The organism is Micrococcus lacusdianchii (assembly GCF_023155805.1).
Lineage (GTDB): Bacteria > Actinomycetota > Actinomycetes > Actinomycetales > Micrococcaceae > Micrococcus > Micrococcus lacusdianchii.
In genome coordinates, this window is record NZ_JAKNUW010000016.1 from 24291 (window position 1) to 44704 (window position 20414).

Consider the following 20414-nt stretch of genomic DNA (forward strand, 5'->3'; position numbering starts at 1 on the left):
GCCGGGGCCCACCGTGGGGCCCATGCCCCACCGTCTTCCGCACCCCTGGCACCCGCCCGGCCCGTCGGCGCCTCGCAGGACGCGCCCCCTCAGGTCCGGATGGGGGCCACCGCTCGCGCTCACCGTGGCCCTCGCCCTGGCGGCCGGTCCGGCCGGGGGGCCGGAGGGCCCGCCCGCGGCGGAGCCGGTGGAGGAGGCCGGGTCGCGCGTCGTCGTCGCCCGCGGAGCGGCCTCCGGACCCGCCACGCCCCTTCTCCCGCCCGTGCCGGGAGCGGGCCCCGAGGACATCCTCCGCGGCTTCGCCGCCCCTGTGCGGCCCTGGGGCAGCGGGCACCGCGGGGTGGACGTGGCCGCCCCGGGCGGGCGGGTGACGTCACCGGCGGCGGGCACGGTGCGGTTCGTCGGCGCCGTGGTGGGACGGGGCGTGGTGACGATCGAGCATCCGGACGGGACCCTGAGCTCGTTCGAGCCGGTCGACTCGTCCCTCGTGCCGGGCCAGGCCGTGGCCGCGGGGCAGGAGATCGGCACCGTCGCCCCCGTCCTCCACTGCCCCGTGCGGTGCGTGCACTGGGGACTGCGCCGGGAGGATGCGTGGCAGGTGGGGGCGGCGCGGTACGACCGGTACCTCGACCCGCTGGTCGCCCTCGGCTGGTCCGGCCCCTCGGTGCTGTGGCCGCAGGACCCCTCGGCCTAGGCGGTTCGGCGCCGGGCCACCTGCTCGGCGAGGTCCAGCAGCGCGGCGGCCGAGGCGTCCCAGGTGAACCGCGCGGCCTGCGCCACGGAGGCCCGCGAGGCCGCGGCGAAGACGGCCGGGTCCTCCAGGTCCCGGACGTGCCGCGCGAGGGCGGCGCCGCGGTCGCCCTCCAGGGGGACGCCGCGCCATGCGGCGGTGCCGGAGCCGGCCACCTCGCGGAACACGGGCAGCTCGGAGCACACGACCGGGGTGCCGTGCGCCTGGGCCTCGGCCACCGGGAGGCCGAACCCCTCGGCCCGGGACAGGGTCACGGACGCGGTGACGCGGCGCAGCAGTCGGATGTACTCCGCCTCCGCGACCCCACCGTGGAAGACCACCTCGGCCCCGCGCGCCCCGCGCCGGACGCGGGCGGCGGTCAGGTGCGCCTCCAGGGCGCGGCGCCGTTCGTCGTCGAGCCGCGAGAGCAGGTGCAGGGTGTAGCCGGGCAGGAGGGGGGCGGCGTCGAGCACGGACTCGACGTCCTTGTAGGGCATGAACGAGCCCATATAGAGGATCTCCCGCGCCGGGCGCTCGAGGGGGTCGCGGGGCGCGTCCACCGGCTGGGGGGCGTTCGGCACCACCCGGACGGGCCGTCGGGTCAGGCGGTGCCGGGCGATCAGCTCCGCGGTGGTCCGCGAGACGGTCGCCACGGCGTCGGCGCGGTCGAGGAGGAGCCGCTGCGGCGTGTACGCCAGGTGGTAGGCCCGCCACAGCCACCGCAGCGGTTCGGGCAGGTCGCCGGGCGGGGTGGGGTGCTCGTGGTAGATGAGGTCGTGCAGCGTGAGGATCAGGCCGTGCCGCCGTCCCCACGACCCCATGGTCTGCAGGGGGGAGAACACCACGTCGGGCTCGATCCGGCGGATCTGCCGCGCCACCCACGGCTCACGGACGGAGGTCGGCGAGGAGATCCGGTGCCAGGGGACGCCGGCGGGCAGCAGCCGCAGCTGGCGCTCATCCGAGATCAGCATCTCGAGGCGCACCCGGCCCGGGTCCGCGGTGCCGTGGACGGCCTCGACCAGGCTGGCGCCGTAGCGGGAGATGCCGTCGTGGACGTCCACGCGGGTGTAGCGGGCGTCCATGAGCAGCAGCAGGGGGCGGGTCACACCCCCACGCTAACGGCCGCGGCGACCGCCGGCGGAGCGGTCCCTCCCCGGGTGTCGCCCGGGCCGGCGCCTGTCGGAGGAGGGACGCCACCGCCCTCTGACATGGGGGTCCTCTGTACGACGATTATTCACATTGCGTTTCGGTAACGATCCGGTACGGTAGGTCACGGTTCGGTCACGTGACCGAGACCACGCTTCCCCACGCCGGACGTCTCCGTCGCCCGGTCAACCCCGATCACCTCTCGTCCCGGTGGGCCGGCATTCCGTCCCCGTGACCGCTCCCCGAGCGCCGCGGCCGACCCACCCCTCACCTCATGGAGCCTCCTTGACCGAGCACGCCCTCGCCCCCGCCCGTCGCGTCCGCACCTCCTCGGCCACCCTGGCCTTCGTCTTGGGCGCGAGCACCCTCGCCACCGCCGGCGCCGCCACCGCCGTGGTCGCCCCCGCCGCCCAGGCCGCGGAGACCACCTACACGGTCCAGGCCGGCGACGGCTGGTGGATCATCAGCCAGCGCACGGGCGTGTCCACGTCCCAGCTGATGCTCCTCAACGGCATGACGTCCAGCGACATGCTCCATCCGGGCATGGTGCTGAAGACCTCAGGCGCCGTCTCCTCGACCACGACGTCGGGCACGTACACGGTGCAGCCGGGTGACGGCTGGTGGATCATCAGCCAGCGCACCGGCACCTCGATGTCCACGCTGCAGCAGCTCAACGGCATGACGTCCTCCACCATGCTGCACCCCGGCATGGTCCTGAAGACCACCGGCACCACCACGGCCGCCGCGCCGGCCCCGGTCGTCCGCCAGTCCTCGGGCAAGCAGGCCGCGATCGACTTCGCACTGGCCAAGATCGCCGACCCGAACACCTACTACACCTGGGGCGGCAACGGCCCGTACGGGTACGACTGCTCCGGGCTGACCAGGGCCGCCTTCGCGCAGGCGGGCATCACGATCCCGCGCACCTCGCACGACCAGTACACGGGCGCCCGCTCCTACCACTCGCTGTCCAACGCGCAGCCCGGTGACCTCGTGTTCTGGTCCAACCAGTCCACCGGCCGCATGTACCACGTGGCCATCTACCTCGGGAACGGCAAGATCGCCCACGCCCTGAACCCCACCGACGACCTCGTGGTCACGAGCATCGACATCATGACCTCCAACCGCATGGCGGTCGTCGGCCGCTACTGAGCCGCCCACCGCGACGACGTCGGCCCCCGCCCTGGACTGCCAGGGCGGGAGCCGACGTCGTGCCGGGGTAGGGCGTGCGGGGCTTGAACCCGCGACCCAGGGATTATGAGTCCCCTGCTCTGACCGACTGAGCTAACGCCCCCCGTCCCGCGCGGCTCGCACGCCGCACGCGGGACCCGCCCATCCTAGCCAGGGACGCGCCTCAGAGCTCGGCGCGGATGCGCGCGGCCGTCTCCCCCCGGTAGAGGCGCTCGAAGAGGTCCACGGTGCGCTGGGCCGAGTGCTGCACCGCCTTGGCGTGGGAGGCCTCGCCCATGGCGGCGCGCTCGCCGTCGGGCAGGTCCAGGATGCGGGCGATCCGGTCGGCGAGGTCCACGGGATCCCCCGGCGGGAAGAGCCAGCCGTTGACGCCCTCGTCCACGAGGTGGGGCAGAGCCATGGCGTCGGCGAGCACCACGGGGGTGGAGGCGCTCATCGCCTCGAGGGAGACCAGGGACTGCAGCTCGGCGGTGCCGGGCTGGCAGAACACGTCCGCGCGCAGGTACGCCCGGTGCAGCTCCTCGTCTGTGACATGCCCCCGGCGGTGGACGCGATCCGTCACGCCCTCCTCGGCGATGACGCGGTCGATCGCGTCGCGCTGCTCGCCGTCGCCCACGATCTCCGCGTGCACGTCCAGGTCCGGCCGCGTGCGCGCCAGGTGGGCCACGGCGCGAACGAGCACCTCCACGTGCTTCTCCACCGCCAGCCGGCCCACGAACAGGACGGTGGGGCTCGCGTGATGCTCGACCACCTCGCCGGGCGCGGGCTCGTACGCCGCGGCGTCGATCCCGTTCGAGATCGGCAGCACCCGGTCCAGCCCGGCCCGCTCCGCCATGGCACGGGCAGCCAGCGCGGTGGGAGTGGTCACCGCGGCGCCCCTGCCCATGAGCCGGCCCATCTGCCACCACGAGTAGCGGGAGTACCGGTTCAGGATCCACTGGGGGAACGGCAGGAACGGCTCGAGGTTCTCGGGCATGAAGTGGTTGGTGGACACCGTCCGGATGCGGCGCTGCTCGGCCACCCGGATGGCGGCCGCGCCGATCATGTAGTGGCACTGGGCATGCACCACGTCCGGCTCCACCTGGGCCATGATCCGGCGCATGGAGCGGCGGGCACGCGGGGGGGACACCAGCCGGTAGTACTCGTGGGTCGGCGCGTGCCAGGACTGCAGTCGGTGGACGGTGGCCTCGGGCCGGTGCTCCACGGTGTCCGGGCCGTCCTCGGTGCGCGCGGCCACCACGTGCACCTTGTGTCCGCGGGCATGCAGGGCGGTGGCCAGGCGGAAGCAGAAGGTGGCGGCCCCGTTGACGTCCGGCGGATAGGTGTCCGCGGCGATCATCACGGTCAGCGGACGCCGTGCGCCGGGGAGCTCTCGTGCGCTCACGTGGGGGTGTCTCCTGAGGTCGGGGCGGGGGCGCGGCCGTCCTGCCTCCGGGCCAGCACGTCGGGGTGGCTCCGGGCCAGCCGCACGATCCCCACGGTAGCAACCAGCGCGGCGGCCGCGAGCCCGAGCCCCACCGGGCCCGGCACGTCCGGGCGCAGCTCGCCCAGCACCAGGATGCCGATCAGGACGCCCACCATGGGGTCGATCACGGTGAGGCCCGCGATCACCAGGTCCGGGGGGCCGTGCCGGTACGCGGTCTGCACGAACCACACGCCCAGCAGGCCCGCCACGGCGACGACGGCGATCACGTCCCCGTCCGGGAGCCGCCCGCCGAGCAGGCGCACGGCGGTGAGCCGCACGGCCACGGCCACGAACCCGTACAGCACGCCCGCGGCCAGGATCGGCACGAGCGCGCTGACATGGCGACGCAGCCACAGGGCCGCCGGGACGGCCAGGAGGACGGCGGCCCACGCGAGCGCCACCGTGAGGCGCTCCTGCTGCGGCGCGGGCACCGGGTTGTGCCGGGTCGCGGCCAGGGCGATGAGCACGAAGGCCGCGGACCCCACAGTGCACGCGGCGATGGCCGCCCACGTGCCGGGGTCGATGCGCAGGCCGGCCGTGCGGGCGTGCAGCAGCGTGGTCACGGCCACGGCGATCGCCCCCAGGGGCTGGATCACGCTCAGCGGGGCGAGCGCCAGGGCGGTGACGTTGAGGACGATGCCCACCGCCATGAGCGCCCCGCCCATGAGCCAGACGGGGGAGCGCAGCAGGGCCGTCATCCCGACCCCCGTGGACGTCCGCCCCTCGAGGGCGCGCACGCCGCGGGCCTGGCGCTCACTGCCGAGCGCCAGGAACACCGCGCCCGCGAGGGCGCACAGGACCGGGATCAGCGGCACGGTCCGGTGGCGGGTCCGGCGGCGGTGGTCATGGTCTCCTCAGGGGGTCGGACGGGGCGTCGGGCGGAGGAGACGAGCGCCGCACGCACAGGCCTGCCCCCTCCCCCAGCCTAACGACGACGACGCCCCGATCCGGAGCGGATCGGGGCGTCGTCGTCGGCGGTCAGTCGCGGCGGCCGCGGAGACGGGACGCCAGGACGGCGAACGCGGTGCCGGAGGCGCCCAGCAGCGCGAGCGGCTGCCACCGGTCCTTGACGTAGTCCTCTGCGGCCGCGGCCTGCTCGCCGGCTCGGGCGGCGCCGGTGTACGGGGCGGTCTGGTCCGTGGCGTGGGCGGTGTCCGCCGTGGCGCCGCGCAGCTTGCGCTGGGCGGCGAAGGCGGCCACGTTGCCCTTGACGCTGGTCCGCTCCTCGAGGCCGGAACGGATGTCGCCGAGGTGGCGGCGGCGGAGCTCGGCACGGCGGCGGACCTCGTCGTCGGAGGCGTCGTCCTGGTCGGGATGGGGAGCGGCGAGGCCGTTCTTGCGGGCCTTCTTGTTCTCCTCCTCCTCGATCTTCTTCCGCTCGGCGGCGCGCTGCTTCTCGATGCGCTGCGCCTCCTTGCGCTCGGCCTTCAGGCGGTCGTACTCGGCCGGGTCGAAGTCGTTGCCCTCCTTGAGGTAGCCGAGGTCGTACTCCAGGTTGCGCACGGTCTCCTGCGGCACGAGCGGCATGGCGCCCTTGATCTGCATCGCGCCGACGCCCGCGAGAACCAGGCCGAGCACGAGGAACACGAGGGCCACCATGAGCGCCGGGAACCAGAACGTCGGGTCCGCGAAGGCCCCGATCAGGGCGACCACCAGGGCCACCAGCATGAGCGCCAGCAGGCCCAGGCCCAGGACGGCGAGGGCCGCGCCGATGCCGACCTTCTTGCCCTTGGAGGCGAGGTGCCCCTTGGCCAGGGACAGCTCGTCCTTCAGCTGCAGCGGCAGCAGGCGCACGAGGGCGCCCAGGAGGTCGGACAGCGAGCTGGCGCGCGTCTGCGTGGTCACCGGTGTGGTGGGACGCGGCGCGCGCACGCCCGTGTGGGCGTGCGCGCCCGCCTGGTGCTGCCGATGCGCACCGGTGCTGGTCTGCGACGCGGTGCCCGTGGGAGCGGCGTGGGACATGGGACGTGCCTTCCGTGTGGTCGTCACGCAGCCGGCCGGGCCGCGCGCAGAGGTGATTTCCGGGCCACGCTATCACCGGCCACCCCGCAGGTCCGGGGCCGGCCGCCCGCGCTCCGGCGCGGATCAGAAGGTGATGGTGGCCGGGTCCGGTCCGATGCGGCCGTCCTCGCGGTCCAGGCCGCGGATCTGCTCCAGCTCCTCCTCCGTGAGGGTGAGCTCAGCGGCGGCCAGGTTCGAGACGATCCGGTCGGAGGTGACCGACTTGGGGATGACCACGAAGCCCTCGGCGAGGTGCCACGCGATGACGACCTGGGCCGGCGTGGCGCCGTGGGCCTCGGCGATCGCCGTGATCACCGGGTCCTCGAGGACCTCGCCGCCCTGCCCGAGCGGGGACCATGACTCGTGGACGATGCCGTGGCGCTCCTGCACCGCCCGCAGCTGCCGCTGCTGCCAGTACGGATGGGTCTCCACCTGGTGGATCACGGGGGTGACGCCCGTGGCGTCGATGATCTCCTCCAGCTGCTCGGCCGGGAAGTTCGAGACGCCGATGGAGCGCACCTTGCCCGCCTTCTGCGCCTCGATGAGGGCCTTCCACGTCTCCACGTAGAGGCCCTGGGCGGGCTTGGCCCAGTGGATCAGGTAGAGGTCCACGTCGTCGGTGCCGAGCTTGGCGAGCGACGTGTCGAGCGCGGCCAGGGCGGCGTCGTGCCCCTGGTCCGAGTTCCACACCTTGGTGGTGACGAACAGCTCCTCGCGGGGCACGCCGGCGGCCTTGATCGCTCGGCCCACGCCCTCCTCGTTGCCGTAGATCGCGGCGGTGTCGATGTGCCGATAGCCGGCCCGGATGGCCTGCTCGACGACGTCGGCGGCCACCTCGTCCTCGACCTGCCACACGCCGTAGCCGAGCTGCGGGATGGCATGGCCGTCCTGGAACGGGGTCTGGGGGACGGTGGGGGTCATGGCGGGTGCGCTCCTGGGGCTCGGGGACGGGGCGGGGTCGTGTGTCGTGGTCACGGGGTGGGCGTGCCGCCGTTGGCGTTCAGGGTCTCGCCGTTGACGTAGCTGGACTCGCCCGAGGCCAGGAACACGTAGGCGGGCGCCATCTCCACGGGCTGGCCGGCGCGGCCGATGGGGGTGCTGTGGCCGAACTCGGGCAGCTTCTCCTCGGGCTCACCATAGGACACGTGCTGCACCGTCCAGATGGGCCCGGGCGCCACCGCGTTGACACGGATGCCCCTCGGGCCGAGCTGCTCGGCCAGGCCCTTGGTGAAATTGTTGATGGCGCCCTTGGTGGCCGCGTAGTCGAGAAGCCTCGGGTTGGGGTTGTAGGCCTGCACCGAGGTGGTGTTCACGATCGTGCTGCCCGGGCCCATGTGCTTCAGCGCGGCGCGGCTGAGCGTGAACATGGACATGATGTTGATCTGGAACGTCTCGTGAACCTGCTCGTCGGTGAGATCGGCCAGGTCATCGGAGATGAACTGCTTGCCCGCGTTGTTCACGAGGATGTCCAGGCCGCCGAGGCGCTGCGCGGCCTCGTCCACGAGGGAGGCGCGGTAGTCGGCGTCCATCAGGTCGCCCGGCAGCGCAACGGCGGTGCGCCCGGCCGCCTCGATCGCCGCCAGGACGCGGTCGGCGTCGGGCTGCTCCTGAGGCAGGTAGGCGATGGCGACGTCCGCGCCCTCACGGGCGTAGGCGATGGCGACCGCGGCACCGATGCCGGAGTCGCCGCCGGTGATCAGGGCCTTGCGGCCGGTCAGCCGGCCCATCCCCCGGTACGAGTCCAGACCGATGTCCGGGGCGGGATCCGTCTTCACGTCCAGGCCCGGCTCGGGCTGGCGCTGCTTGTCGACGCGGAGCTTCGGGTGGCGGGTGCGCGGGTCGTCGTGCGCCAGCTGGGAGGTCTCCGCCGGGATCTCGGAGTCGGGGCGCGGCTGGTCCTTCTGCGTCGTCTGCTCAGTCATGGACTCGACTCTAGGAGGCGCCCGCCCCCACGTGACAAGGAGTGACGCGCGGGCGGCCCTCAGCCGCGCAGGCCGCGCAGCGCCGTGTGGTGCTGCAGGACGTGCAGGTCCCAACGGCGGGTGAGGTCCTCGAACACGGCGATGCCCCGCAGCGAGTTGCCGCGCTCGTCCAGGCGCGGGGACCACGTAGCGATCCCGAGGGCCCCGGGGACGGCGCCCAGGAGCGCGCCGGAGACCCCGGACTTCGCGGGGATGCCCACCTCGGCCACCCACTGGCCGGAGGCGTTGTACATGCCGCACGTGAGCATCACGGACATGGCCTGCTGCGCCACGTCCTCGCGCAGCACGCGCTCCCCCGTGCGGGGGTTGACGCCGCCGGCGGCCAGGGTGGCGCCCATGACGGCCAGCTGCTCCGCCCCCACCGTCACGGAGCACTGGGCCAGGTAGCCCTCGACCGCCTCCCGCGCGGGGATCGGCAGCCGGCCGCCGTCGGCCAGCAGGTGCGCCAGTCCGAGGTTGCGGTCGGCGCGCTCCTGCTCCGCGTCCACGACGTCCTGGTCCACCTCCAGCTCCTCGCCTGCGAGCGCCGAGTAGCGCTCCAGGAGGAACCGCACCCGGGCCTCGGGGTCGTCACCGGGGACGAGGGCGTGCGCCATGATGGCGCCGGCGTTGATGAGCGGGTTGTAGGGGCGGCCGTCGTCGTGGAGGGAGAGGTGGTTGAACGCCTCGCCGGAGGGCTCGACGCCCACGTGCTCGAGGGTCTCGTCCAGGCCGACCTCCTCGAGGACCACGGCGTAGGTGAGCGCCTTGGAGACGGACTGCAGGGCGAAGCGGGCGTCGGCGTCGCCGGCGACGGCGACCTCGCCGTCCGTGGTGCACACGGCCGCGGCCAGGCCGTCCACACCGTGGTGCTGCACGTCCTCGAGGTAGTCCGAGGGCTCGCCGTCGCGTTCGGACCGGGCGGCCTCGAGGGCCTCCTCGAGGTCGGAGCGGAGGCGGTCGGCGTCGACCTCGGGGAGGGCTGGGGCGCTCTCGGAGGAGCAGGCGGTGCGGTTCACCCGTGGGAGCCTACGCGGACGCGCCCGCACTCCCCGCCTGCGGCGGCCCGCATCCGGCGCTGACTAGGGTGGACGGATGCCCTCCTCGCGTCCGCCCCGCCCCCGTCCCGCCGAGTCCTCCGCCCCGGCGGACGGCGGTGGGCGCGGGACGGGCACGGCGGGGTGCGGCGGGTGCCTCGCGGTCCTCGTGGTCGGGCTCCTCCTGCTGGCGCTGCTGATCGGCGGCTTCGGGCGCGACCTCGGGGACTCCGCTCCCGCGGCCGGCTCCCCCACCTCCTCCGCCGCGGACGCCACACCGGCGGCGGAGCCGACCCAGGCGCCCCTCGCCGGCGCGCCCGGGCCCTCGGCGGGCGGCGGCGCCTCCGCCTCCTCGACCTCCACGGCGCCGGCGACGACGCCCCCCTCCCCCGCGCCGTCCTCTCCCTCCGTGGCGGGCGGCTCCCTCTCCCCCGCGGGAGCCGGCGCCAGCGAGGCGGAGCGGACGGACGGCCCGCCCGCGGAGGACGCGGCGGGCACCGCAGGTGAGGCGGCGCCGTCGTCGTCCGCTCCGGCCGTTCCCACGGCACCGGCGACGGCCCCCGCGCGGGCCGGCACCGCCCTGGCCCTGCTGGACACCCTGGAGGTGAAGGGGCGGGCGCCGAAGACTGGCTACGAGCGGGAGCGGTTCGGGCAGAGCTGGGCGGACGTGGACCGCAACGGCTGCGACACCCGCAACGACATCCTGCGCCGGGACCTCGTGGACGTGGTCCTCAAGGCCGGCACGGGCGGGTGCAAGGTCCTGCGCGGCACCCTGCACGGGCCATACACGGGGACCACCATCGCGTTCGTCTCCGGGCCGGACACCTCCGCGGACGTGCAGATCGACCACGTGGTGGCCCTGTCCGACGCCTGGCAGAAGGGCGCCCAGTCGCTCAGCGCGGACGAGCGCGCCGCGTTCGCCAACGACCCCCTGAACCTGCTGGCGGTGGACGGGCCCACGAACCAGTCCAAGTCCGACGGCGACGCCGCCACCTGGCTGCCCCCGAACAAGGCCTACCGCTGCCCGTTCGTGGCCCGGCAGGTGGCCGTGAAGGCCGAGTACGGCCTCTGGGTCACCGCCGCCGAGCGTGATGCGATCGCCCGCGTCCTCGCCGACTGCCCGGACCAGGAGGTCCCCACGCGGGGGCGGGCCGGGAGCCTGCCCGGCGACGGCGTCGCCGAGCCGGTGGTCGAGGCGGAGCCGGAGGAGCCCGAGGCGGAGCCCACCGAGGTCGAGGCCCCCGCGGCGCCCGAGCCCGCCCCGCAGCCGGCCGCGCCGGCGGAGGAGCCGTCGGCGCCCGCCGCGGAGGTCTTCTACGAGAACTGCGCCGCGGCCCGTGCGGCCGGTGCCGCCCCGCTGCTGCGCGGCGAGCCCGGCTACCGGCCGCGGATGGACGGCGACGACGACGGGGTCGCCTGCGAGTGACCCCACGCCCCCTCGACGCGTCAGCGGAGCCGCGCCCACCGGACGGGCACCGGCGGGGATGGTTGGATGTCCCGGTGAACACCACCACTGCACCCCAGTCCCCCCACCAGCCCGCCCCTGGGCAGGGCACCCCGGCCCACGCCCGGGTGCCCGCGAGCCACTACGACATCTTCGTGGGCGTCTTCGTCGCCCTCCTCATCCTCTCCGGCGTCACCGCCGCCAAGCTCTTCTACGGCCCCACCGTCCCCGTGCTCTCCGACGTCTTCTACGGCGGCGGGCCCCTCATCTTCGACGGCGGCGCCTTCCTCTTCCCGTTCGTCTACATCATCGGCGACATCCTGGCCGAGGTGTACGGCTGGCGCCGGGCCCGCCGCGCGATCCTCCTCGGCTTCGCGATGCTCGTCCTCGCCGCGCTCACGTACACGGTGGTCTCGTGGACCACGCCCGTCGAGGGCTTCGAGGCCTGGGACCAGGCGCTGTCGCCGATGCTGCGCATCACGGTGGCCGGCTTCGTGGCGTTCCTCGTGGGCTCCCTGCTCAACGCGTCCATCGTGGTCCGCCTCAAGGAGCGCATGAAGGAACGGCACGTGGCGTTCCGGCTCATCCTCTCCACCGTGGTCGGCCAGTTCTTCGACACCCTGGTCTTCTGCACCATCGCGTTCGCCGGCACCATCACGCTGCTTGACCTGGCCAACTACACGATCACCGGGTTCCTCTACAAGACCGCGGTCGAGATCCTGATCGTGCCCGTCACCCTCGCCGTGATCCTCGTGCTCAAGCGGATCGAGCCCACCTACCGGCCTGCGGACGCAGTCTCCCCCTCGACCACGGCGGCCACCGCCTGAGCGAAGGCCGCGAACACTCCCCTGGGGTCGTTGCCCGTGACGCGTCGCGCGTTCGGGCGACGGCCCCAGATGTCTCTGTCGTCGTGCACCGTGGTGCCGCGCAGCAGCTCGGAGTCGGCCTCCACGTCCACCACGGTGGTCCGCGTGCTCAGTCGTGCCTGGCCGGTGGCCGCCTGCGCGGCGACCAGGTCGTGCAGATGCGCGATGTACCCCTGGTCGTAGTCGTGGTGGAACTCGAAGTAGAACCGCAGGGCGTCGGCGAGGGCGTCCGTGACCGCGTTCCCCGTGACCGCGGCGGGCCCGGCGACGCGCGGGGCGGCGACGTCCCAGTGCACGGGGCGGGCGCCGGCGTCGTGCAGGAGCGCATCCAGCAGAGCCGGGGTGTACTCGATCCGTTCGGTGGTCTCGAGCGCGCAGACGAGGGGCAGCTGATGCTCGGGGCGGCCCTCGAAGGCCGCGAAGACCTCCTTGGCCGCGTCCGGGTCCACCCACGTGTTCCACTCCGCGGTGGGCGTGGTGTTGCCGGGGTAGTAGTAGGCGCCGCCCATGATCACGACGCCGGCCGCCAGCTCCGGCAGGTCCGGCTCGGCCCGCAGGGCCAGGGCGAGGTTCGTCAGCGGCGCGGTGCACAGGATCGTGGTCTGCCCCGGATGCGTGTGCAGCTCCTCGAGCCAGACCTCCAGCGCCGGGCGGGCGCTGATCCGCTCGGGACGGCGCTTGATGCGGGCGTGGCCGAGGCCGCCGTCGCCGTGGGTCTCCGGCGTGGTGACCGCTGGGCGGCGCAACGGGGCCTCGGCGCCGACGGCCACCTCCACGTCCGGGCGGCCGGCCAGGTCCAGGACGGCGGCGGTGTTGAGGGCGCAGTCCCGCGCGGAGGCGTTGCCGCCGGTGACGGTGACGGCCGCGATCTCCGCCAGGCCGAGCTGTTCGGCGCCGGCGAGGTGCAGCAGCGCGCAGGCGTCGTCGATGCCGGTGTCCACGTCCGCGAGGATGCGGCGGGGCCGGGGTGGCGTGGCGGCGGGGTCGGGGACGGTCACGGGAGGCGAGTGTAGGCGGAACCGCGGGCCGGATCAGGCGGGGGACGGCTCCACCGCCACGGCGCGGAAGAGGAAGCCGTCCTGCTCCTGTCCCACGGTGAGCGTCTCGAAGGTGAACGAGACCCGCGCGCCGACGGCCGCGGCGCGGAGCCCGCCGGCGTCGGGCAGGTGGGAGAAGTGCGCCCAGCACCCGCCCGGGGTGTCCGGGGAGTCGAGCACGCCCCACCCCTGATCGTCATGCCACACGGCGACGACACCCTCCGAGCGCTGAGGGCCGGTGGACGAGCCACTCAGAACAGACCACCGCCCCGGGAGATCTCGTGCCGACTGCCCGAGCCGGAGCCGGAGACCCGGTCCCACTTGTCCTGGAACAGGCGTCCGAACAGCACGAGGGAGCCCACGCCGATGAGCACGAGGCCGAGCACGGAGAGCACGTCCCCCGCGCCTCCCCGGAGGACGACCGCCAGGACGAACGCGACGGCACCGACCGCCATGGCGATGACCGGCAGCGCGGCCCTCACGCCGACGCTCCCGTGCCGGTGGTGGCGTGCCTGAGCACGGTGAAGCCGCGGCCCTCGTGCGCGAACCGGCCGACCGGCTCCCCGCCCAGCCGGGTGTGCGCGGCCATGGAGGCGGTGTTCTCGTCCTCCACGAAGGCGACGGCGGCGCGGTGGGCAGCAGCCGTGGCGGTGAGCACGTGCTCGGCCCCGGCCCGCAGCACCCCGCGTCCCCGGGCGCTCTCGGCGGGCGAGGTGAGCAGCACCCCGGCAGGGCGGCCGTCCACCTCGGCGACGACGCTGCCGGGACCGTCCAGCCGGGCGCGCAGGGCCTGCGCGCTCATCCGGCCCTGGACGAAGCCGTGCTCGGCGCGCTGCTCCGGGGTGAGCGCGTCCCGGCTATTGGCGGCGTAGAGGGGCTGGACCCAGGCCGCGTCCTCGGCGCGGAGCGGGCGGACGTGGACGGATTCGTCGGTGGTGCTCATGGTCATGAGGGTAGCCCCGCGCCGCCGGCGGCGCCGCGGATGGTGGTGACCACGCGGGTGAGCGCGGGCCGGCGGGGCGTGGACGAGAAACCGAAGCGCGTGGGCGGGTCCACCGGAGCCAGCGCCCCGAGGTCCTGCCCCTCCCAGCGGGCCCCGATGCCGACGACGTCCCGCACGTCCGTGGCTCCGTAGAACTCGCGCCGGCCCTGCCCCGCGGTGCCGCGCGTGCGAACCCCGGGCATCACCACGCGGGCGATCGGGTCCGAGAGCGCGCAGAACGCGGGATGGGAGGCCACGGACGCCGGGACCAGGCGCAGCGCCCAGCCCAGCGGCCGGCGTCGGCCCAGGTGCGCTGTCAGGGTGAGCGACGGCGTCGTGACGGTGAGGGCGCCGGCGGTGAGGTCCGCGGTGACGGGCGCGATGCGCACCTCGTCGAAGCGGTAGGTGGCGGTCACGAAGTCCGCGACCTCGCGGGTGGGGGCTAGGAGGAGCCGGTGACCGTCCGAGCGCTCGACCATGACGTCCGCGAAGGACCCCAGCGGGGAGTCCGGCCAGAGCCCGACGACGATCCGGGTGCCCTCCACGGTGCCGACGCCGAGGATGTGGCCGCGGAAGCGCCAGACGACCGGGGACGGCGACGGAGTGGAGGCGGCGGTCATGCCCCCGAGCGTAGCCGCAGCGGCGGGAGCCCCCGTCGGGCCACGGGCACCGGACCGAGACGGCTCAGCGTGCCCCGCGCCACTGCAGGACCTGCAGGGCGGCGGCGACGTCGACGGGGTTCTCGGCCAGCGGCCGCGGGAGCAGCTCGTCCGCGCGGGCGAGGCGCCGGATGACGGTGTTGCGGTGGGTGTGCAGCCGCTCGGCGGTGCGCGAGGTGTTAAACCGCTCCTGCACGAGGGTCAGGACGGCGTCGTGGATCTCCTGGGCCGCGGTGGCGAGGTCTCCCAGGACGTCAGTGACGTACCCGTCCGCCCGCACGGGCTCGGCGGTGAGGACGTCGACCAGCTGGACGTCCTGGTACCGCGCGATGCGCTGGGGGGACGCCAGGCGGGTCATCATCCGCTGGGCGGCGGCCGCGTCGAGATGGCTGCGGCGGAACCCGACGACGTCATGGCCCGGGCGCCCGATGGCGACGCTCACCTCGGGGTGCCCGGCCAGCCGGGAGGCGACGTCGTCGACCGCGGGCGCGGCGGCGAGGGGGAGCCAGAGCCAGTGGGAGGCGGAGCTGGCGACGACGGTGAGCCGTCGGGCCGTCCCGCCGGCCTGGGCCAGCGCCTCCGCGGCCGCTTCGAGCGCGGCGGGGTCCCCCCCCAGGGTGGTCCACACGACGGCGGCGACGTGCGGCCCGGTCAGCGGGTGGCCGAGCTGGGTCTCGGCACGCGCCCGGCTGACGGGCTGCCCCTCGAGGATGCGGGCGACGACGGCCCGGCGCTCAGCATGGCTGCCGCGGTGGAGCTGATCGCGCTCGGCCTCGAGGACCGCGAAGACGGCGTCGAGGGTGTCGTCGATGAAGGTGGCGATGGACAGCAGCGAGACGTCGAGGAGCTCGTGGAGGAGGCTCAGGTCCTGGGTGAGCTCGAAGCAGATCGCCATCCAGCGCCGCGAGGCCAGGCTCTGGCCGGTGCGGTAGCTGTCCAGCGCGGTCCGTCCCAGGCCGCGCCGGGCGAGGTCGCGCGCGGTCTCCAGGTTGTCCAGCTCGAGGTTCGGCGGGACCCTCCGGCCGGGCGCCTTCACGTTCGCGGCGGCCCAGTGCAGCAGGTTGGCCGTGGTGGTGCGGCGGATGCCCTCCGCGAGGACCGGGTCCGCGGCGATGACCTCCATGCGGGTGCCGGCCAGAGCCGCGGCGTCGATGTCGGCCGTCCATTCCGGACGCGGCCGGAGCGCGAGCTCGGCGGCCTGGCGGAGGAGGCGCCGCACCGGCGGCGAGGGGGTCGGCCACGGCTCGGTCATAGTGGCATTGTGCACCACGCGGCTCAATGATCAGGGGCGGATCGCCCTATCCGTGGACGCGGCGGCGTCGGAGACTGTGACACAGAAGACATCGAACGCCGTGGGGCCCTCCGCGCCCACGCACCGAACCGCCAGGAGACACCATGCCGCATCCATCCATGCCCGACACCGAGAGCGCGCCGCTCGGCGCCGTCGAGCAGGTCGACGTCCTCATCGTCGGGGCCGGCCTCTCCGGCATCGGCGTGGGCTGCTACCTCACGAGGACGCTGCCGCAGAAGAGCTTCGTCATCCTCGAGGGCCGGGGAGCCTCCGGCGGCACCTGGGACCTGTTCCGGTACCCCGGCATCCGCTCGGACTCCGACCTCACGACGTTCGGGTACGAGTTCAAGCCCTGGCGCGAGGAGGAGTCCATCGCGGACGCCTCACAGATCCTGGACTACCTGCGCGAGACCGTCCGCGAGAACGACCTCGAGCAGCACATCCGCTACCACCACCGCGTGGTGGGGGCCGAATGGTCGTCGGAGACCGCCCGCTGGCTCGTGACGGTGGAGCACGCGGAGACGGGTGAGCAGCGCCTCTTCAGCGCGGGCTGGCTGTTCTCCGCGGGCGGCTACTACGACTACGCGGAGGGCTACACCCCCCACTTCGAGTGCCGCGAGCGCTTCCAGGGGCAGATCGTGCACCCGCAGCACTGGCCCGAGGACCTGGACTACGAGGGCAAGAAGGTCGTGGTCATCGGCAGCGGCGCCACCGCCGTCACCCTGGTGCCCTCGATGTCCGACGAGGCCGCCCACGTCACCATGCTGCAGCGCACCCCCACCTACGTGATGCCCATCCCCCGCGAGGACAAGCTCGCCATCCGCCTGCGGCGCCGCTTCGGGGACGAGCGGGGCCACGCGCTGGCCCGGCGCAAGAACATCGTCAAGCAGCGGGCCATCTGGACGTTCGCCCAGAAGTTCCCCGGCCCGGCGCGCAAGGCCATCCGACGGTTCAACGAGCAGCGCCTGCCCGCGGGCTTCCCCGTGGACGAGCACTTCAACCCCCCGTACAACCCGTGGGACCAGCGGCTGTGCGCCGTCCCCGACGGAGACCTCTTCCGGGCCATCCGCAGCGGCGACGCCTCCGTGGTCACCGACCGGATCGTCACGTTCACCGAGACCGGCATCCTCCTGGAGTCGGGTCAGGAGCTGCAGGCGGATGTGATCGTGACGGCGACCGGGCTCAACATCAAGCTCTTCGGCGGCGTCGACCTCACCGTCGACGGCCAACCCGTGGACGTCGCCGACAGCGTCGCCTACCGCGGCATGATGCTCAGCGGCATCCCGAACTTCGCGATGGCGATCGGCTACACGAACTCGTCGTGGACGCTGAAGATCGGGCTGGTGTGCGAGTACTTCTGCCGGATGCTCGGCTACATGGACGAGCACGGCCACGACGCCGTGTGGGCGGTGGCCGACCCCGACATGGAGACGCGTCCGCTGCTGGACTTCGGCGCCGGATACGTCCAGCGTGCCCTGGGCTCCATGCCCAGGCAGGGCACGGCCGCGCCGTGGCTGATGTCGATGGACTACTTCCAGGACGTCAAGACCCTGCGCCGCGCCGCCGTCGTGGACGAGCACCTGAGGTTCGCGGACGCGGGATCGGGGGCCCGCGCATGAGCGCCGCAGTCGAGTGGCAGCCGGACATCCTCGGCGAGGGCTACGAGCAGACGATCTTCGAGCTCGGCCCCGACCCGGACGGTCAGGGCGAGGTGCACGCGGTGCTGGTGCGGCGCGTCCCCCGGGCGGGCGAGGAGGTGCGGGGAGCCGTGCTGTACGTGCACGGCTTCGCCGACTACTTCTTCCAGACCGAGCTGGCAGACTTCTTCGCCGCCCGGGGCTTCGCCTTCTACGCCCTGGACCTGCGCAAGAGCGGCCGGGCCCGCGCGGCCGAGCAGCACGGCCACTACGCCTCGAACCTGCGCCAGTACGACCTCGAGCTCGACCGTGCCGTCAAGGTCATCACCCTGGAGAACCCCAAGAAGCCGCTCCTCGTGGTGGCGCACTCCACCGGCGGGCTCATCACCCCCCTCTGGCTCGACCGGCGCCGCCGCGAACGGCGCACCGGCCGGATCGCCGGCCTGGTGCTCAACAGCCCCTGGCTGGACCTGCAGGGCCGCCCCGCCATGCGCAGCGCCGCCTTCACAGTCGGCCTGCGGGCCCTCGCCCGGGTGAGGCCGTTCCGTCCCGTCACGACGACCGCCACCGTGTACGGGCAGTCCCTGCATGTCGGCGACGGCGGGGAGTGGGACTACGACCTGGAGCTGAAGCCCCACGCCGCCTTCCCGGTGACCGCCGGCTGGCTGAGCGCGATCCGCCGCGGCCATGCCCGCGTCCACCGCGGCGTCGAGGTCGGGGTCCCCACGCTCGTCCTGCACTCCGACCGCAGCCACTTCTCCCGCACCCGCTCGGAGGACTCGGACGTCTCCGACGTCGTCCTGGACGTCACACAGATCGCCGCGCGGGCGCCGTCGCTGGGGAAGGACGTCGAGGTCGTCGAGGTCCCCGGGGCGCGTCACGACGTGTTCCTCTCCCGGGAGGGCGCCCGCCGGGACGCCTACGCGAAGGTCGCCGACTGGCTCGGGCGGCACCCGATGACCGCCGCGGACCGGGTGTGAGGGCCGGACGGAGCACGAGCGGGCCGACGACGACGTCGAGGAGCCGGTCGAGAAGACCTACGGAGAGGCCTCCGAGGAGGGGGCCGACCGGCTGCACCGCTCGTGGCCGGCCCTGCTGACCGCCGGATTCCTCGGCGGGGTGGAGATCACCATCGGACTGCTGGCGTACCTGCTCGCCCTGCACGAGACCGGCAGCCACCTGCTGGCGGGCGTGGCGCTCTCAGTGGGGTTCATCGCCCTGTTCCTGGCGCACTCCGAGCTGTTCACCGAGGGGTTCTTCTACCCGATCATGGCCATCGTCGACGGCCAGGGCACCTGGCTCGAGCTGCTGCGGCTGTGGGGCGTCACGCTGGCCACGAACCTGCTCGGCGGCTGGGTCACGGTCGGGCTGATCGCCCTGGCGTTCCCCCAGCTCCACCCGGACCTGGCCGAGACCGCCCACCATTTCCTCGAGATCGGCCTGAGCTGGCAGGGCGCCGCCTTGGCCCTGCTGGCGGGGACGGCCATCACCCTGATGACCCGGATGCAGGCCGGCGCCGAGGACGCACCCACGAGGGTGGCGGCGGCCGTGGCCGGCGCCGTGGTGCTCGGCGGCGGCTCGCTGTTCCACTCGGTGCTGGACTCGGTGATCATGTTCGGCGCCATCCACTCCGGGGCCGCGGGCATCGACTACCTCGACTGGTTGGGGTGGATCTGGTGGGTCATCCCCCTGAACATCCTCGGCGGGCTGCTCCTGACCACGGGGCCGCGCGTGCTGCGCTCGGTGGAGGCGAGGGACTGAGCCGCTCCCCCGACGACGACGAAGCCCCGCGGGGATCACGCGGCAGGGTCCTCCTGCGGCGTGTTCGGCGCCACCGCCCGACGCCTGTCCAACACCACCGGACCCCGATCATCGAAACCACCCGTATGCCCGGCCCGCTCCCACGCCCGGTGATGCAGCACCTCGAACAACCCCGACTGAAGCGCCCTGGGTTTCGTTCCGAGGTCAGGACGCAACGGGCGCTGAATCCTGATCGTGAGTGTAAGCCGCCTCAACCTCTGCGGGAGTGTGATAGCCAAGGGCCTCATGCAGGCGGGCGGTGTTCCACCAGTGCACCCACCCCATGGTGGCCAGCTCCACCGCCTCGGTCGACTCCCACACCCGCTTGGAGTGGATGAGCTCGGCCTTGTAGAGCCCGTTCACGGTCTCCGCGAGAGCGTTGTCGTAGGAGTCGCCCACGGTGCCCACCGAGGCGCTCACCCCCGCCGTGATGAGCGCATCCGAGTAGGCCAAGCTGACTGCCGCGGTCCGAGTGGTGGATCAGGCCTTGGCGACCTCGGCTGGCGCCGCTGCTCACGAGGGCGTGCTCCAGGGCGAGCAACGGCAGCCCCGCGGTATGAAGGCTGCCCGAGACCGCCCATCCCACGATCCGCCGGGAGCAGACGTCGGTGATGAAAGCGACTCAAGCAGAACCCCGAGATCGTGCGCACGTAGGTGATGTCAGCGACCCAGAGCTGGTGCGGGCCTTCCGCGGTGAAGCGGCGCTCGACCAGATCTGGGCGGGCATCCGGCTCACCTGTCGGCCTCGTGGTGACCGGCTTACGTCCGCGCCGCACCCCTTCCACGCCGGCGAGCTTCATCAGTCGGGCGACCTGGTCCCGGCCGATCTCCCACCCGGCGCGGGCCATCGCGTGGTGCATCTTTCGGACGCCGTAGACGCTGTAGTTCTCCGCATGGATCCGGCGGAGTTCCTCCACGAGGATCTCGTCCCGCAGCGTTCTCGAAGACCTGGGTCGTGTCTTCGCGGCGCGGTAGCTTACGTCGAGGTGATGAACCCACACTGCGTCGCACGCAGGGTGCGGCAGATGGCCTCGACCCCGAACTGATCGCGGTGTTCATCGATGAACGCGATCATCTCGTCGTGGGGCGGCCTGGCTCCGCTGCGAAAAAAGCCGAGGCCTTGCGCAGGATCTCGTTCGCGCGGCGCAGCTCGAGGTTCTCTCTGCGCAG

The 20414-nt window shown here is 73.5% G+C and carries 21 protein-coding genes, 1 tRNA gene and 1 pseudogene; 7 read left to right on the forward strand and 16 right to left on the reverse strand.

All coding sequences use genetic code 11. The annotated features are described in order from the left end of the window. Positions 1-124 precede the first annotated feature (124 nt). Positions 125-694 carry a peptidoglycan DD-metalloendopeptidase family protein gene (locus MA879_RS09885; protein ID WP_248125807.1) on the forward strand — a complete coding sequence of 190 codons (570 nt, stop codon included), beginning with the start codon at positions 125-127 and terminating at the stop codon, positions 692-694. On the opposite strand, the gene MA879_RS09890 is transcribed toward MA879_RS09885, so the two are convergent. After that, positions 691-1812, reverse strand: a complete 1122-nt coding sequence (locus tag MA879_RS09890) for a glycosyltransferase (RefSeq protein ID WP_248125893.1) — start codon at positions 1810-1812, stop codon at positions 691-693. The genes MA879_RS09885 and MA879_RS09890 overlap by 4 nt on opposite strands. Before the next feature lie 349 nt (positions 1813-2161). Here MA879_RS09890 and MA879_RS09895 point away from each other — a divergent pair, with 349 nt between their 5' ends. Further along, positions 2162-3025: a C40 family peptidase gene (locus tag MA879_RS09895; protein WP_248125821.1), complete on the forward strand. Its 864-nt coding sequence runs from the start codon at positions 2162-2164 to the stop codon at positions 3023-3025. Between the two features lie 68 nt (positions 3026-3093). Here MA879_RS09895 and MA879_RS09900 read toward each other — a convergent pair. From MA879_RS09900 to glsA, 7 genes are all read right to left on the reverse strand, one after another. Next, positions 3094-3167 (reverse strand) — tRNA-Ile (locus MA879_RS09900). A 60-nt stretch (positions 3168-3227) separates the two neighbouring features. Further along, entirely contained in the window at positions 3228-4403 is a 1176-nt protein-coding gene (locus tag MA879_RS09905; RefSeq protein ID WP_248125896.1) for a glycosyltransferase, read from the reverse strand. A 41-nt stretch (positions 4404-4444) separates the two neighbouring features. Continuing rightward, positions 4445-5344 (reverse strand): DMT family transporter, encoded by a 900-nt coding sequence (locus MA879_RS09910; protein ID WP_248125844.1) that lies wholly within the window; start codon positions 5342-5344, stop codon positions 4445-4447. 163 nt (positions 5345-5507) lie between these two features. Continuing rightward, complete coding sequence (locus MA879_RS09915; protein WP_248125847.1) at positions 5508-6491, reverse strand: phage holin family protein; 984 nt, start codon at positions 6489-6491, stop codon at positions 5508-5510. Positions 6492-6614: 123 nt separating this feature from the next. Then, positions 6615-7451 carry an aldo/keto reductase gene (locus MA879_RS09920; protein WP_248125850.1) on the reverse strand — a complete coding sequence of 279 codons (837 nt, stop codon included), beginning with the start codon at positions 7449-7451 and terminating at the stop codon, positions 6615-6617. Positions 7452-7501: 50 nt separating this feature from the next. After that, positions 7502-8452: an SDR family oxidoreductase gene (locus tag MA879_RS09925; protein WP_248125853.1), complete on the reverse strand. Its 951-nt coding sequence runs from the start codon at positions 8450-8452 to the stop codon at positions 7502-7504. 59 nt (positions 8453-8511) lie between these two features. Continuing rightward, positions 8512-9510 (reverse strand): glutaminase A, encoded by a 999-nt coding sequence (gene glsA, locus MA879_RS09930; protein WP_248125856.1) that lies wholly within the window; start codon positions 9508-9510, stop codon positions 8512-8514. A 76-nt stretch (positions 9511-9586) separates the two neighbouring features. On the opposite strand from glsA, the gene MA879_RS09935 reads away from it, so the two are divergent. After that, on the forward strand, positions 9587-10954 hold the full coding sequence (locus MA879_RS09935) for a GmrSD restriction endonuclease domain-containing protein (RefSeq protein WP_248125859.1): 1368 nt from the start codon (positions 9587-9589) through the stop codon (positions 10952-10954). Between the two features lie 74 nt (positions 10955-11028). Then, on the forward strand, positions 11029-11799 hold the full coding sequence (locus tag MA879_RS09940) for a queuosine precursor transporter (RefSeq protein WP_248125862.1): 771 nt from the start codon (positions 11029-11031) through the stop codon (positions 11797-11799). Here MA879_RS09940 and MA879_RS09945 read toward each other — a convergent pair. The 6 genes from MA879_RS09945 to MA879_RS09970 all read right to left on the reverse strand — a co-directional run bounded on the left by MA879_RS09945 (position 11748) and on the right by MA879_RS09970 (position 15768). Continuing rightward, positions 11748-12836, reverse strand: a complete 1089-nt coding sequence (locus MA879_RS09945) for a nucleoside hydrolase (protein ID WP_248125865.1) — start codon at positions 12834-12836, stop codon at positions 11748-11750. The two genes, MA879_RS09940 and MA879_RS09945, sit on opposite strands and share 52 nt — an antisense overlap. A gap of 33 nt (positions 12837-12869) precedes the next feature. Continuing rightward, positions 12870-13082 carry a hypothetical protein gene (locus MA879_RS09950; RefSeq protein WP_248125868.1) on the reverse strand — a complete coding sequence of 71 codons (213 nt, stop codon included), beginning with the start codon at positions 13080-13082 and terminating at the stop codon, positions 12870-12872. A gap of 44 nt (positions 13083-13126) precedes the next feature. Next, entirely contained in the window at positions 13127-13357 is a 231-nt protein-coding gene (locus MA879_RS09955; RefSeq protein WP_248125872.1) for a hypothetical protein, read from the reverse strand. Beyond that, entirely contained in the window at positions 13354-13818 is a 465-nt protein-coding gene (locus MA879_RS09960) for a GNAT family N-acetyltransferase (RefSeq protein WP_248125875.1), read from the reverse strand. Before MA879_RS09960 ends, MA879_RS09955 begins: the two co-directional genes overlap by 4 nt. Positions 13819-13820: 2 nt before the next feature. After that, positions 13821-14477 carry a hypothetical protein gene (locus MA879_RS09965; RefSeq protein WP_248125878.1) on the reverse strand — a complete coding sequence of 219 codons (657 nt, stop codon included), beginning with the start codon at positions 14475-14477 and terminating at the stop codon, positions 13821-13823. A gap of 64 nt (positions 14478-14541) precedes the next feature. Beyond that, entirely contained in the window at positions 14542-15768 is a 1227-nt protein-coding gene (locus MA879_RS09970) for a PucR family transcriptional regulator (RefSeq protein WP_248125881.1), read from the reverse strand. Positions 15769-15926: 158 nt separating this feature from the next. Here MA879_RS09970 and MA879_RS09975 point away from each other — a divergent pair, with 158 nt between their 5' ends. The 3 genes and pseudogenes from MA879_RS09975 to MA879_RS09985 form a co-directional block, all read left to right on the forward strand. After that, positions 15927-17426 (forward strand): flavin-containing monooxygenase, encoded by a 1500-nt coding sequence (locus MA879_RS09975; protein ID WP_248125884.1) that lies wholly within the window; start codon positions 15927-15929, stop codon positions 17424-17426. Then, on the forward strand, positions 17423-18424 hold the full coding sequence (locus tag MA879_RS09980; protein WP_248125887.1) for an alpha/beta hydrolase: 1002 nt from the start codon (positions 17423-17425) through the stop codon (positions 18422-18424). Before MA879_RS09975 ends, MA879_RS09980 begins: the two co-directional genes overlap by 4 nt. 70 nt (positions 18425-18494) lie before the next feature. Next, positions 18495-19205 (forward strand): annotated as a pseudogene (locus MA879_RS09985) (formate/nitrite transporter family protein); the annotation flags it as partial. A gap of 204 nt (positions 19206-19409) precedes the next feature. Here MA879_RS09985 and MA879_RS12675 read toward each other — a convergent pair. After that, a complete protein-coding gene (locus tag MA879_RS12675) occupies positions 19410-19697 on the reverse strand; it encodes an integrase core domain-containing protein (RefSeq protein WP_418001242.1) in 288 nt (95 codons plus the stop codon). Further along, complete coding sequence (locus MA879_RS12680) at positions 19661-20245, reverse strand: IS3 family transposase (RefSeq protein ID WP_418001243.1); 585 nt, start codon at positions 20243-20245, stop codon at positions 19661-19663. The genes MA879_RS12675 and MA879_RS12680 overlap by 37 nt, the downstream gene beginning before the upstream one ends. Between the last annotated feature and the right edge of the window lie 169 nt (positions 20246-20414).